The sequence below is a fragment of the Duganella sp. 3397 genome (genome assembly GCF_031456625.1).
Taxonomy (GTDB): domain Bacteria; phylum Pseudomonadota; class Gammaproteobacteria; order Burkholderiales; family Burkholderiaceae_D; genus Rugamonas; species Rugamonas phyllosphaerae.
Map to the genome: position 1 here is coordinate 725,228 of NZ_JAVDVB010000003.1, position 14,128 is coordinate 739,355.

Here is a 14,128-nt window from a genome sequence, read left to right on the forward strand (position 1 = left end):
AAAGTCAATAAACTTTAGGAGGCCAGATTAAATACCGCCATCGACTCCACGTGCGAGGTATGCGGGAACATGTTGACCACGCCCGCCTTGTCGAGCACATAGCCGGCGCCGACCAGGATGCCGGCGTCGCGCGCCAGGGTGGACGGGCTGCACGACACATAGACCAGCCGTCGCGGCAGCAGGTCGGCGCGGGTCTGGCGCAGTTCCACCAGCGCTTCGCACAATGCAGCGGCGCCGTCGCGTGGCGGGTCGATCAGCATGCGGTCGAACTTGCCCAGTTCGACCAGGTGCTCGGCCGTGACCAGGAACAGGTTGCGGGTGTAGAACGTCGTCTTGCTTGATAAGCCGTTGGCCTTGGCGTTGTCGAGCGCGCGCTCGGACAAGGTGGTGCTGCCTTCGATGCCAACCACTTCGCGCGCCTGGGTGGCCAGCGGCAGGGTGAAGTTGCCGAGGCCGCAGAACAGGTCGGCCACGCGGTCTTGCGGCTGCACGTCCAGCAGGCGCAATGCCTTGGCGACGAGCACGCGGTTGATGTAGTGGTTGACCTGGGTGAAGTCCACCGGCTTGAACGGCATCTTGATGCCGAATTCCGGCAACAGGTAATGCAGGTCCGGCCCCAGCGGGTAGTACGGCGCGGCGGTCTCCGGGCCCTTGGTCTGCAGCCAGAACTGGATGCCGTGCTGGTCGGCGAACGCCTTGAGCTTGACTTCATCGTCGGCGCTCAATGGCGCCATGATGCGCAGCACCAGGGCGGTGACGCCCTCGCCGATCGCCACTTCAATCTGCGGGATCTGGTTGTACAGCGACAGCGAACCGATCAGCGCGCGCAGCGGCAGCAGCAGGTCGGAGACGTGGCGCGGCAAAATCTCGCAGCTCTGGATATCGGCCACAAAGGCCGAATGCTTTTCGTGGAAGCCGACCAGCACCGTGTCCTTCTTGACCACGTGGCGCACCGACAGGCGCGCGCGGTAGCGGTATTCCCAGGTGGGGCCGTACATCGGCCGCATCACGGTCAGCGGTTTGACTTTGCCGATGTGCCACAGGTTATCTTCGAGCACGCGCTGCTTGATCGCCACCTGCGCGGTCGGTTCCAGGTGCTGCATCGAGCAGCCGCCGCACATATTGAAGTGCGGGCATTTCGGCTGCACGCGCATCGACGATTCGCGGTGCAGCGTGGTCATGCGGGCCATTTCCCAGTTCTTCTTTTTCTTGAAGGTCGTGAAGCTCACGCTTTCACCGGGCAGCGCTCCCTCGACAAACACCACCTTGCCTTGCGAACCGTCTTCGTTTTCCAGGTGGCCGACGCCGTTGGCGTCCATGCTGAGCGATTTAATCTCGAGAATGGTATCTTGCATAAAATTCTAATAGGTAGAGGAACGCCGACCCGTCCGGGCACGCCGGGGGCGGTGATGGCACAGGGCCGATATGATAGCAGAAGGGGGAACTACAGCAGCGAATCGCGGACCACGCCGCGCGCCGCCATCGCCCGTTTGAGCTTGATCAGGGCTTCCTGCTGGATCTGGCGCACGCGCTCGCGGGTCACGCCCATTTCCTCGGCCAGGGTTTCCAGCGTGGCCGGATCGTCGTTGTCCAGACCGAAACGGCGCATGATGACGATGCGCTGTTTATCGGGCAGCTTGGTCAGCCAGTCGCGCATCAGCACCGTCATCTCGTGGTGTTCGGCGCGGGCGTCGGGACTGTCGTCGCTGTCGCCGGGCAGCAGGTCCATCAGCGACGATTGCGGGTCGTTGTCGAGCGGTGCGTCGAGCGAGGTGGCGTGTTCGGACAAGGCGAGGATGTCCTGCACCTCTTCAACCGGGCGGCCGACCAGCGCGGCGATGTCCTCGGCGGTGGCGTCCTTGCCGTCGTGCTGCTGCGCTTCGAGGTGGTATTTGCCGCGCAGGATCTGGTTCAGTTCGCGCACCATGTGCACCGGCAGGCGCACCGTACGGGCCTGGTTCATGATGGCGCGCTCGATGCTCTGGCGTATCCACCAGGTGGCGTAGGTGGAAAAACGGAAGCCGCGCGCCGGTTCGAACTTGTCGATGGCGCGCATCAGGCCGATGTTGCCTTCTTCGATCAGGTCGAGCAGCACCACGCCGCGATTGATGTAGTGCTTGGCGATCGACACCACCAGCCGCAGATTGTGCTCGATCATGGTCTGCCGGGCGGAAAAATCGCCAGCCTTGGCCAGGGTGGCATAGTGCACTTCCTGCGGCGCGGTGAGCAGCGGACGGGTGCCGATCTGGTTCAGGTAGTGCTGGGTGGTGTCGGTGGACAGTTCCGCCGCCAGCACTTTTTTCAGTTCGTCGACCGGCTCGAGCACGGTGCCGCCAACTGCACCCCCATCTTCCGCGACGTCTTCCTCATCGGCGTCATCGTCGCCCTGAAAATCTTCCGGGACGTCGTCATCGAGCGGATCGTGGGGCGTGTTTGTCATGGCTCGGCTCGGATCATTTCAACACTGGTCGGACGACGGTCAGCGGGGCGGCAGGAACTTCGACGGATCCACCGGCTTACCCTGCTGGCGGATCTCGAAGTGCAGCTTGACCGAGTCGGTATCGGAGTCGCCCATCTCGGCGATCAACTGTCCCTTGGTCACGCTTTGCCCTTCCTTGACCAGGATGGCGCGGTTGTGCGCGTAGGCGGACAACAGCGTATTACTGTGCTTCACAATCACGAGATTACCATAACCACGGATGCCGCTGCCGGCAAACATGACTTTTCCGGCCCCGGCCGCCACCACGTGCTGGCCGGCCTTGCCGGCGATGTCGACGCCCTTGTTTTTACCTTCGTCGAAGGTGGCGACCACGCGCCCTTCGGCCGGCCACATCCAGGAAAGTTTTTCATCCTCGGCGGTCAAGCCCGGCGCTGCGGCAGCCACCGGAGGACGTGCGGCTGGCGGCGTGGTGGTAGTTGTCGTGCTGGTGGCGGCCGGAGGGGTAGCCGGTGCAGGCCTGGTGGCCGCCGCTGCCGGGGCGTCGCCGTCAGGGCGTTGCAGTTCGGCCAGGGTGGCGTCGGTGTACGGACGCTTCTCGCCCTTCGGCCCGGTCTTGCGCGCGACCGCAGCCGGCGCGGTGGGCTTGTCGCTCGGCGGCATGACGATGGCGGCGGTTTCCACGCCGTTGCCGTTGGATGCACCGTTGCCGGCCCCGGATTCGGGTGGCAGCACGCGCAGCACCTGGTCCACCTTGATGTCGTTGGGATCGTTGAGGTTGTTCCAGGTGACCAGGTCGCGGTAGTTCTGGCCGTATTCGAGCGCGATGCGGATCAGGGTGTCGCCCCGCTTGACCGTGTACAGGCCGCGCTCGTCGCGCGACACTTGCGCGGTCTGGCTCGGCGTGGCTGGCTTGACGGCCGGCCGTGCGACGGGACGGTCGATGACGGGGGCTTGACTCGGGGCGGTGCTGCAAGCGCTCAGGAACGCCAGCGCCAGGCTCAATACGAGCAGATTGCTTTTATTAGTCATTCTCATCTTAAATTCAGTAGTGTTGCAGCGGCCGGATCGTCATACGGTGCCCGCACGCAGCGGCACAAAATGGCAATCCTCCAGCGTTTCGCTGGTCCATTCCGCTTTGCCGGTGCGTGTGATCAGCACCAGTTGCTGCGTCCTGTCGCCCACCGGCGCGACCAGTCGGCCGCCCACGGCAAGCTGGTCGAGCAAGGGCTGCGGCACCTGCAAACCGGCAGCAGCGAGGATGATGCCATCGAACGGCGCCGCTTGCGGGAGCCCAAGCATACCATCTCCGTAATGCAAGCGTAGATTCGGCACGCGCAGGGGGCGCAGGTTGTTCTTGGCCAGTTCGTGCAAAGGCTTGATGCGCTCGATCGAAAATACCTCGTGCGCCACGCATGCCAGCACTGCTGCCTGGTAGCCACAACCGGTGCCGATCTCCAACACGCGCTTGAGCTGGCCACCATTGCGCAGCACCTCGATCATGCGCGCGACGATGTACGGCTGCGAGATGGTTTGCTGGTGACCGATCGGCAGCGACGCGTCGATATACGCTTGCGACACCAGCCCCTGGTCCATGAACATGTGGCGCGGCACGGTGGCCAGCGCGTTCAGCACGACCTGGTCGCGCACGCCCTGCTTGGCCACGCGCTGCGCCATGGCGTGGCGGATCGCATCGGACACCAGCGGCCGGTCGCGGCTGACTACCGGTTGCGCCCGTTCCTGGGCATAGCCATGCGACTTCGAGGGCATGGCCACGGCGGCGGGACGATGCTGGCCCGGCACCGGCACGTGGCGGGCGGCATTCTGGGTAGCGGTCTGGGGGGTGGCCACGGGGGCAAACACCGGCGCCTTCCTGGCGCCCTTGTCAACCACGGACGATAGAGGCAAAGGAAAGCTGCGGGGTTTGTCGCTCATGCCAGGCCTTTTTCGAGTGCGGCGAGTTGCGTTTTGTGGGTCAGGTCGATTTGCAGCGGCGTGATCGACGTCTTGCCCTGGGAGACGGCATGAAAATCGGTGCCCTCGCCCGCGTCCTTGCACGCGCCCGGCGGGCCGATCCAGAAGATTTCGCGGCCGCGCGGATCCTGCGAGCGTATCACGGGTTCGGCCTGGTGGCGACGGCCGAGCCTGGTGGCAGCCACCTGGCCCAGTTGGCCGTAAGGCAAATTCGGAATATTGACGTTGAGCAGATACGGGCGCGGCAGGGTCTCGAAGTACCGCATCACGATATCGCGTGCATGCAAGGCAGCGTCGTCGATATGCTCCCAGCCCCACGAGCCTTGCGAGAACGCCATGGCCGGGATGCCGAACAGATAACCTTCGGTAGCGGCCGCCACGGTGCCGGAGTACAGCGTGTCATCGCCCATATTGGGGCCGTTGTTGATGCCGGAGACTACCAGGTCGGGACGGTAATCGAGGATGCCGGTCAGGGCGATGTGGACGCAGTCGGTCGGTGTGCCGTTGATGAAATAAAAACCGTTGTCGGCGCGCTGGACCGACAACGGCCGGTCCAGCGACAGGGAGTTGGACGCCCCGGAGCGGTTGCTGTCGGGCGCCACCACCACGATATGGGCCACCGGCGCCAAAGCCTTGGCCAGGGCGTTGATGCCCGGCGCCAGGTAGCCGTCGTCATTGCTGATCAGGATTCTCATGGCGTAGATTTTACCTGAAGCAACGCCATCGCTGCGCATCTTGCCCACCATGCGAGCAACAAATACTTGCTTAGCCCTACCCCGCCTTGTGCGCGACGTAGGCCATACCGCCCGGGGTCAGGCCCCGTACCGGGTCGGACCCCGCCAGCGTGTGCGGAGTCAGCGCGCGCAAGTGGAACGGCCGCGCCAATGCATCGCCATAATCGTCCATCGCTGCATCCTGGTGCAATTCCGGCGATGTTGCCGCGCCCGGCAGCGCCGCCGCCTGCTGCGCCACGCCATCGAGCAGCGCCTGCGTGCGGCGGGTATCCGGATGCTCGGCGCCCAGCCGGCCCGCTTGCGCCCGAAACACCGCGTCGAGCAGGCGGCGGGCGCCATCCAGGTCCCGCGCCACCACCAGCGTACGCGCCAGCGCGGTCTTGCTGCGCAGGGTGTCGGCATGTTCGGCGCCTAGCGTGCGCTTGCGCGCGGCCAGCACTTGTTCCTGGGCCTGGCGCGCATGGTCGATATCGCCGCGCTGGAACAGCAGTTCGGCGCGCGCGGCCTGGCAGGCCAGGGTGAGCAGGTGTTCGGGGCCAAACCGGCGCAGGTAGGCATCGAGCACGCTGTCCTGGATGTTGAGCGCTTCCGCGGTACGGTGCTGCTGGGCCAGCGTGGCGGCCAGGTTGGCGCGCGCGGCCAGGGTGTCGAGGTGTTCCGGCCCCAGCATGCGCTCACGCGCGGCGATCACGCCCTCCTCCAGGAATTGCGCTTCGTCGAGCTGGCCTTGCATGCGCAATACACCGGCCAGGTTGCTCTTGCTGGTTAGCGTGTCGAGGTGGTCGTCGCCCATGGAACGCTGGCGCAGCGCCAGGCTTTCTTCGAAGCAGGCGGCGGCCTGGCGCAGCCGCCCTTCCTGCCGGTACATCTCGCCCAGCAGGTTGAGGTCGCGCGCCAGCGGCTGCGACAGCGCCCGGGCACCGATGCCGGCCTCGCCGCCGCCCTGCTCGAGGGCGTGGCGGGTGTCGGCCACGGCGGACAGCAGGTGGATTTCGCGCGCCGATTGCCAGGGGAAATAGCCGGGACCCAGCCAGTCGAGAAACGCTTCGAAGGTGCGGGTGAGCGAAAAGCGGTCGCCGCCCTGGTCCATGCGCACTGCCAGTTGCTCGCCGTACGCGAAGGTGCGGGTCTGCTGCAACTGCACTTCGTCGAAATACGAATCGAGCGAGACGTGCGGCAAGCCGTAGCAGTCGCGCATCAGGCGCTCGAAGATGGGCTGGTAACCGATGATGTGCTGCTCGGGGGCGCCGCGCCGCCACTGCGCGCGCTGGGTGCTGTCGCCCATTTCGATGCGCGACGGCAGCGGGTACACCAATAAGGGGCGCTGCTCGTCCTCGTGGCTGCTGCGATAGGCGGCTGCGCGTGACACCAGCGCCTCGACTCCCTCCAGGCTCTGGCGGTTGGGCGTAAACACCACCACCAGCTTGCGCGGCAACAGCGTGGTGCAGATGCCGGCGCTGTCGGTGCGGCCCGTGCGCGAATCGACCAGCACGTAGCGGAAATGGCGCGCCATGAGATCTGCAAAGCAGCGGAACAGCGCCGGGCAACTGTCGAACAGGTCGTCCCAGTGCATGGCGGCCAGCCGTTCGCCGTAGGTGTCATCGAAGCGGCCGGAGCGCATCAGGTACAACTGGCTGCTCTGGTCCACCCGGCTGACGTATTGCTGCCAGCCGACCGCCGCCAGCACTTCGTTGGCCAGCGCTTCGCCTTCGGGCGCCGCGCTGTCGGTCGCGGCATCGGTGCCGGCGCTGCGGTGGCGCCGCCCCAGCTGCTCGCGGCAGGCTTCGAACAGCTCGAGCACGCCGGGCCGCTCTTCGTGCAGGTCGAAGTAATGGTGCAGGCCTGGCGCCTCCATGTCCCAGTCGATCATCAGTACCGGCGACGTCGAGTTGTGCTGGCGGGCCAGCAGCACCGCCAGGTTGGACAGGGCCATGGTGCGCCCGGTGCCGCCCTTGTACGAGTAGAAAGTGACAACTTCACCGCTCTCACTGAGCGGCGGCAAGGACAAGGAAACGTTTTCCATGGCAAACCCTTTTTTAAACCCTAACGAGGGAAATGTGGCGGCGGAATGGCGCGCCATTCCGGTGGGATGTCCGGCATGACAAAACGACCACAGTCATGCCCCGGCGGTGTGCAGCGTTTCAGATGATGGTAGTGCGCGGCGATGCGATCGACGATCCTGGCAATTTCCGGCAGGTAGTCGGGGTTGTTTTTGAGATCGCCGCTGGCCAGGGTATAAGTGGAAAAATCGACATACATGCCGGGACCGGAAATCTGCGGCGGCAGGTTGAAGGGGTGGCGCGTCATGATGACCGGGATGATCAGGTGACTGGGCAGGTCGTACCACTGGCGCCGCTCGGCCTCGATCAATTGCATCGCAGCAAACTCGCGCCGGGTGTAGGCATGGGCTTCGTACTTGGGCGTATAAATGAGGATCATGCACACGCTCTCGCACAGCGCGCGCGCAATCCTGCCATCGAGGTCGTCGCCGCCGCCCAGCTGTTCGCTGTCGACAAACAACTCCTCCTCGTTGTCGAAGTGCGGCTCCAGATAGCACTTCATGGCCTCGACCAGGTCGTCCTTGAACTTCTTCATGTGCGCGTGCTTGCCGTGGGCATAGCTGAAAAAACAACCGTGGCGGATCGTCATGACATCCTCCGTTCCTGCTCCACAAGGCAGCAGCATTTAACCAACTCTAAACATCCACTCGACAGTGACTTTGCGCTGGCACAAACGGAATCAAGCCTGAAAATGGCGGCTACACGCCAATATTTAGCTTATTTATCACGAGAAAATGGGGCAAGGAAAGGTATGAACGGAAAGAAAGGAAAGCGGGCGCACCGGACGGCGCACCCGGCAGGAAAAACCGGAAGTTACGATGCTTCGGCCGGGGGCTGGTTGAGCTTTTTGAAAAATTCCAGCACTTCCGTCGCTTCGCGTGTGCGCTTGAAGGACGGCAAGCTTTGCCAGATGCGGCGGCCATACGGCTTGGAGATCACGCGCGGGTCGCACAGCATCAGCACGCCCTTGTCGTTGACGTCGCGGATGAGGCGGCCGGCGCCCTGCTTGAGGTTGATGATCGCCTCGGGCAAAGTGTGGTGCATGAAGCCGTTCTTGCCCTGCTTTTCCATCACCTCGATGCGGGCGGCCAGCACCGGATCATCGGGCGGCGCGAACGGCAGCTTGTCGATGATCACCAGCGACAAGGCGTCGCCGCGCACATCGACGCCCTCCCAGAAACTCTGGCTGCCAACCAGCACGCCATTGCCGGCCTTGCGGAACTGGTCGAGCAATTCGGTACGGCCACGGTCGCCCTGGATGAACAGCGGGTACGGCAAGCCGCGCTTTTCGAACTCGTCGCGCAGGCGCTCGGCCGCGCGTTTCACGGCGCGCAAGGTGGTGCACAGCAGGAAAGTCTTGCCGCCGGCGGCCTCGATGATCGGCAAAGCCAGGTCCAGCACGGCGTCCGTATAACCCATGGAATTGGGATCCGGCAAGCCCTGCGGCACGTACAAGATGCCCTGCTCTTCGTAATTGAACGGGCTGGGCCATGTGCGCGATGGCTCGTCCGCCAGCCCCATCTGTTCCGAAAAGTGGCTGAAATCGTTTTTGACGGCCAAGGTGGCCGACGTGAAAATCCAGCTGCGCGGTACGCCTTCGCGCTGGCCGGAAAAGATCGGCGCGATCGACAGCGGGGTTTTATGCAGTTGCAGCGACGAGGCGTAGGCTTCCACCCAGTACACGGCTTCCTCGCCCTTGTTCACCTTGGCCTTGGGGTCGAACTTCCAGGCGGCCAGTTTTTCCGCCAGCTCCAGGCCGCGCTGGCGGCATTGCTCCAGCGTTTCGGCGCGCATGGCCTGGGTTTCCAGCACGGCCAGCATGCCGTCCAGTTCGTCCTTCAGGTGTTGCAGGGCCGGGAAGAACTCGCTCGATGGCGCGATTTGCGGCAGCGATAGTCGCACGATGTCTTGCGGGAAGGTCAGGCGCAAATCGCGCGCGGCCTTTTCCACGACCGTGACCGTCTTGCCCCAGTCGGCGCCGTCGCGGGCGTTGGACAGGCCTTCGGCAAGTACGTCACGACACAGCTCGAGGATGTGCGAGGTCGAGAAAGTGTCGCCGAAGAACAAGGTGGCGGTATCGGGCAGCTGGTGCGCTTCGTCGAAGATGATGGTGTTGGCCGATGGCAGCAGCTCGGCCACGCCGGAATCCTTCAGGGCCACGTCGGCAAAGAACAGGTGGTGGTTGACCACCACCACGTCGGCCTGCTGGGCTTCCTTGCGGGCTTTCATCACGAAGCAGTCCTGGTAGTACTGGCACTCCTGGCCCATGCAGTTTTCGCGGGTGGAAGTGACCAGGTTCCAGACCAGCGCGTTCTCGGGCACGCGCGCCAGTTCGGCCTTGTCGCCGGAACTGGTCATCTTGAGGAACCGCGAAATTTCGCGCAGGTGGCCGACGTCGTCGCGCGAGGTCATGCGGCCGTTTTGCAGCGTGCGTTCCAGGTGATAGTGGCACACGTAGTTCGAGCGGCCCTTGAGCAGCGCGATCGAGACCGGCGCCTTCAAGGCTGCACGGACGTTCGGAATGTCACGTAAAAACAGCTGGTCCTGCAGGTTCTTGGTACCGGTCGAAACGATGGTCTTGCCGCCCCACAGCAGCGCCGGCACCAGGTAGGCGAAGGTTTTACCGGTGCCGGTACCGGCCTCGGCGATCAGGGTGGTCTGGTTGGCAATGGCGTCGGCCACGGCCTTGGCCATCTCGGTTTGCGAGCGGCGCGGACGGAAGTCGCCCACGGCCGGTCCCAGCGGACCGCCGGCGCCGAACAGCTGTTCGACTTCGGCATCGTGGATGCCGGGTGCGTGTTCTGGCGTGGCGCCTATCACGGCCGGCACAGCTGGGGCAGCAGGAGCAGCAGGCACACCGGTGCCTGGCGTCTCAGCTGCTGGTTCGACGGGACGCTTGAGGATCGGACGGCTGGCCGGCGCGGGCGAACCAGCTGGCGTGGGCAGGGCTTCGGTCAATGTGTGCTTAGTTGAGGGTCGAGGTTCAGGCAGGAACGTCGGGTACGAGTTGCATTTTCAGCAAAGTAATATGATCTTTCAGCTGCAGCTTGCGCTTTTTGAGGCGGCGCAATTGCAGCTGGTCGTGGTGGCCGTCCAGCGTGAGCATGTCGATGACCGCGTCCAGGTCGCGGTGTTCGACGTCGAGTTCAATCAGACGACGCTGGATATCTTGTACATCAGTCATGTTTCTCAGTCACTGGAGGGTTCACGGGATACGGCACGGTGCATAGTTTAATCTACCGGGGCCGCGCCAACAACCTTATTGCTTTTTGGCCGCTGCCGCAGCGGCAGCAGCTGCGGCAGCATCGGCCTTCTTCTTCTCGTCGGCCGCACGGGCCTCGGCCTTGGCCCGGCGCTCTGCCACGCGCTTGGCCACCTGCTCCTGGCGCCGGACGGCATCGGCCTGGCGCTTCTCGTAGGCGGCCACGTTGGCGGCGCGCTTGTCCACTTCGGACGCGGACTTGGCAGCGTCGCGGCGCAGGCGCTGCGCGTGCTCGGCTTCGCGTTCGGCCACGCTCTTGCCGCCCCTGGGCGCGGCGGGCTGGGCCAGTTCCTCTTCGGTGCGGGCCGGCTTGGGCGGCGCAGCTTCGCGCCGCGAGAACTCCTCGGCATCCTTGCGGGCGCGCTCAGACAGCTCGGCGTCGCGCTTGGCAACCGAGTCGGCACGCTTGAAATGCTCGGCTTCCACTTCCTCGGCACGCAGCTGCGCCAGCGCCATGCGGCGTTTTTCCTTGGCCCTGTCCATGCAATTGTTGACAAAGAACTTGTCGTTGCAAACGGCCTCTTCGGCAGCGAAGGTATCGGCCACCACCGCGCGGTCGCGCGCGACCCGCTCGAGCGTGGCGTCGGCCTGGGCCACCGATTGCGTGGGCGTGACGACCGGGACCGGGTCCCGGGTCTCGGCCCGGACGGCCATTGCGGTCATCGCCATCACGACAGCCATCATGATTTTCAGATTCATGCTCATACTTTTCCTGTTACTACGCCAGCGAGCCGGCGGCAGCGCGCTGCTCGCGGTCCATGTATTCCTGCGATTGCATTTCCACGATGCGCGAGACGGTGCGGTGGAATTCGTTGGCCAGGGTGCCGGTCGTATATAACTCTTCCGGCTCGACCTCGGCCGACATCAGCAATTTTACGCCCTGGTCGTAGAACACGTCGATCAGCCAAGTGAAGCGGCGCGCCTCCGACGACATCGACGCCGACATTTGCGGGATTTCCGACAATATCACGGTGTGGAAGCGGCTGGCGATTTCCAGGTAATCGTTCTGCGAGCGGGGGCCGCCGCACAGCGTGTGAAAATCGAACCAGATCAGCGAACCGGTGCGGCGCAGCGCGCGGATCTCGCGCGCCTCGATGCGCACGACCGGGTCGTCATCGGCGCTTTCGGCCAGGCGCGTGTAAGCGTCGCGCAGGGCCTTGTCGGCGGCGGCGCCCAGCGGCGTGTAGTACGACTGCACCTGCTCGAGCGCACGGCTGCGGTAGTCGATGCCGGCGTCGATATTCATCACGTCGAGCTTTTCGTACAGCAGGTCGATGGTGGGCAAGATGCGGTCGCGGTGCAGGCCGTCCGGGTACAGCAGTTGCGGATCGTAGTTGGACGTCATGATGAACGACACGCCGTTGTCGAACAGCGCCTTCAACAGGTTGTACATGATCATGGCGTCGGCCACGTCCGAGATGTGGAACTCGTCGAAGCAGATCAGCCGGTATTTCTTGGCGATGCGCTTGGCCACCTCGTCGAGCGGATCGGCCACGCCGCGCAGTTCGTCGAGCTGGCGGTGCACGCCGCGCATGAATTCGTGGAAGTGCAGGCGCGTCTTGCGCACCACCGGCACCACCGAGTAAAAACTGTCCATCAGGAAGGACTTGCCGCGCCCCACCCCACCCCACATGTACACGCCCTTGGGCACTTGCGGCCGGTTGATCAGGCGCTTGAAGGTGCTCGAGCGCTGGGCCTTGTAATGGACCCAGTCGTCATAGCATTGCTGGAGGCGGTCGACCGCGCGGCGCTGGGCGGCATCGGCCTTGAAATCGCGCTCGAGCAGCGCCTTCTGGTAAAACTCTTCGACGTTCATGGGTTCGCTTGTGCGCAGTATGCAAAAAAAAGGCGGACCGCAGTCCGCCGCAGTCCGCTAGTGACTATTTATTAGAAGTTCAAGGTACGCTTGTCGATTGCCAGTGCCGCTTCTTTCGTGGCTTCCGACAGCGACGGGTGCGCGTGGCAGATGCGGGCGATATCTTCGGACGAGGCCTTGAACTCCATCGCCACCACGGCTTCCGAGATCAGCTCGGAGGCCATTGGGCCGATGATGTGCACGCCCAGAATTTCGTCGGTGGTCGCGTCGGCCAGGAACTTGACCATGCCCGACGTGTCGCCCAGCGCACGTGCGCGGCCGTTGGCCAGGAACGGGAAGGTGCCGGCTTTGTAAGCGACGCCATCGGCCTTCAGTTGCTGCTCGGTGCGGCCGACCCAGGCGATTTCCGGCGAGGTGTAGATCACCCACGGAATCGTGTTGAAGTTGGTGTGACCGTGCTGGCCGGCCATACGCTCGGCCACGGCAACGCCTTCTTCTTCGGCTTTGTGCGCCAGCATCGGGCCGCGCACCACGTCGCCCACTGCCCACACGCCTGGCAGGTTGGTTTTGCAGTCGTCGTCCACGGCGATGAAGCCGCGCTCGTCCAGCGCCAGGCCAACCTGGTCAGCGCCCAGGCCGTTGGTGTTCGGGGTACGGCCGATCGAAATGATCAGCTTGTCAAACTCGGCGGTGATGTCTTCGCCCTTGGCGTTTTCGTACGCCACCGACACGCTGTTGTCGCCCTTGGTGATGGCGCCGATCTTGCAGCCCAGGTTGATCTTCAGGCCTTGCTTGGTGAACAGCTTGTTGGCTTCCTTGGCGATCTGCTCGTCCACGGCGCCCAGGAAGACCGGCAGGCCTTCCAGCACGGTCACGTCCGAACCCAGGCGACGCCATACCGAACCCATTTCCAGGCCGATCACGCCGGCGCCGATCACGCCCAGCTTGGCTGGTACGCCTTCGATGGCCAGTGCACCGGTGTTCGACAGGATCAGTTTCTCGTCGAACTCTGCGCCTGGCAATTGACGGGCGTTGGAGCCGGTGGCGATGATGACTTGCTTGCCGGTGATGGTTTCATTGGCTGGGCCGGTGATGGCAAGCGGGTAGCCATCGGCACCGGCGGCGCCGGCGAACGCTGCGCGGCCGTGGAAGAAGGTCACCTTGTTTTTCTTGAACAGGTACAGGATGCCGTCGTTGTTCTGCTTGACCACGCCATCTTTGCGCTTGAGCATCTGGCCCAGGTTCAGCGACAGGCCGGCAACATCGATGCCATGTTCCTTGAACGCGTGACCGGCGTGCTCGAAGTGCTCGGACGATTGCAGCAGTGCCTTGGACGGGATGCAACCGACGTTGGTGCAGGTGCCGCCAGGCGCAGGACCGCCTTTTTCATTTTCCCAGGCATCGACGCAAGCGACCGAAAAACCCAGTTGTGCAGCGCGGATGGCAGCGATATAACCGCCAGGACCGGCGCCGATGACTACTACGTCAAATTGTTTACTCATTTTTATATGTCCAATCAGTTTCTTCTTCTGGAACGAAGATCCACAACAGAATGTAAATCGCCAGGCCAAAGCCAAAGGTCAGCACCAGCAGCACCAGCAGCACGCGCCAGATCCACGACTCGATGCCGGAGATGCGGCCCAAGCCGCCACAAACGCCACCGAGCCAGCGATCGCTGCGCGAGCGGCGCAGGCTGCCCACGTTGTCTTCGCGCGGGCGGTGCGCTTCCTGGCTGAGCAGGCGCATCTTGGCTTCGGCAAACTCGTCCTCGGTCAAGGCGCCAGCTTTATGCAGGTCGTGCAGGCGCTGGATTTCTTCCGCGATGCTCATTTATCACCTTTGGTG

13 protein-coding genes are annotated in these 14,128 nt (G+C 63.8%); all 13 read right to left on the reverse strand.

The annotated features are described in order from the left end of the window. Positions 1-14: 14 nt before the first annotated feature. The 13 genes from rlmD to J2X54_RS12025 all read right to left on the reverse strand — a co-directional run bounded on the left by rlmD (position 15) and on the right by J2X54_RS12025 (position 14,113). The gene (gene rlmD / locus J2X54_RS11965) at positions 15-1,355 is read right to left on the reverse strand and encodes a 23S rRNA (uracil(1939)-C(5))-methyltransferase RlmD (protein ID WP_310180922.1); all 1,341 of its coding nucleotides are present in this window, start codon (positions 1,353-1,355) and stop codon (positions 15-17) included. 89 nt (positions 1,356-1,444) lie between these two features. Next, entirely contained in the window at positions 1,445-2,440 is a 996-nt protein-coding gene (gene rpoS, locus J2X54_RS11970) for an RNA polymerase sigma factor RpoS (protein ID WP_070250329.1), read from the reverse strand. A 39-nt stretch (positions 2,441-2,479) separates the two neighbouring features. Then, positions 2,480-3,469, reverse strand: coding sequence for a peptidoglycan DD-metalloendopeptidase family protein (locus tag J2X54_RS11975; RefSeq protein WP_310180923.1), 990 nt, complete (start codon positions 3,467-3,469; stop codon positions 2,480-2,482). Positions 3,470-3,508: 39 nt separating this feature from the next. After that, positions 3,509-4,372, reverse strand: coding sequence for a protein-L-isoaspartate(D-aspartate) O-methyltransferase (locus tag J2X54_RS11980; RefSeq protein ID WP_070250333.1), 864 nt, complete (start codon positions 4,370-4,372; stop codon positions 3,509-3,511). Beyond that, entirely contained in the window at positions 4,369-5,106 is a 738-nt protein-coding gene (gene surE, locus J2X54_RS11985) for a 5'/3'-nucleotidase SurE (RefSeq protein ID WP_310180926.1), read from the reverse strand. Before surE ends, J2X54_RS11980 begins: the two co-directional genes overlap by 4 nt. 76 nt (positions 5,107-5,182) lie before the next feature. Beyond that, on the reverse strand, positions 5,183-7,168 hold the full coding sequence (locus J2X54_RS11990) for a KGGVGR-motif variant AAA ATPase (RefSeq protein WP_310180929.1): 1,986 nt from the start codon (positions 7,166-7,168) through the stop codon (positions 5,183-5,185). A gap of 20 nt (positions 7,169-7,188) precedes the next feature. After that, on the reverse strand, positions 7,189-7,794 hold the full coding sequence (locus tag J2X54_RS11995) for a toll/interleukin-1 receptor domain-containing protein (RefSeq protein WP_070250336.1): 606 nt from the start codon (positions 7,792-7,794) through the stop codon (positions 7,189-7,191). 224 nt (positions 7,795-8,018) lie between these two features. Further along, positions 8,019-10,034: an ATP-dependent DNA helicase gene (locus J2X54_RS12000; RefSeq protein ID WP_310181169.1), complete on the reverse strand. Its 2,016-nt coding sequence runs from the start codon at positions 10,032-10,034 to the stop codon at positions 8,019-8,021. 154 nt (positions 10,035-10,188) lie between these two features. Further along, entirely contained in the window at positions 10,189-10,389 is a 201-nt protein-coding gene (locus J2X54_RS12005; protein WP_008450659.1) for a YdcH family protein, read from the reverse strand. A gap of 75 nt (positions 10,390-10,464) precedes the next feature. Beyond that, positions 10,465-11,166, reverse strand: coding sequence for a hypothetical protein (locus J2X54_RS12010; protein WP_310180939.1), 702 nt, complete (start codon positions 11,164-11,166; stop codon positions 10,465-10,467). A 19-nt stretch (positions 11,167-11,185) separates the two neighbouring features. Beyond that, positions 11,186-12,283 carry a cell division protein ZapE gene (zapE, locus tag J2X54_RS12015; RefSeq protein WP_070250340.1) on the reverse strand — a complete coding sequence of 366 codons (1,098 nt, stop codon included), beginning with the start codon at positions 12,281-12,283 and terminating at the stop codon, positions 11,186-11,188. A gap of 71 nt (positions 12,284-12,354) precedes the next feature. Beyond that, complete coding sequence (gene lpdA, locus J2X54_RS12020) at positions 12,355-13,785, reverse strand: dihydrolipoyl dehydrogenase (protein ID WP_310180942.1); 1,431 nt, start codon at positions 13,783-13,785, stop codon at positions 12,355-12,357. Further along, entirely contained in the window at positions 13,778-14,113 is a 336-nt protein-coding gene (locus J2X54_RS12025; protein ID WP_070250345.1) for a PspC domain-containing protein, read from the reverse strand. Before J2X54_RS12025 ends, lpdA begins: the two co-directional genes overlap by 8 nt. Between the last annotated feature and the right edge of the window lie 15 nt (positions 14,114-14,128).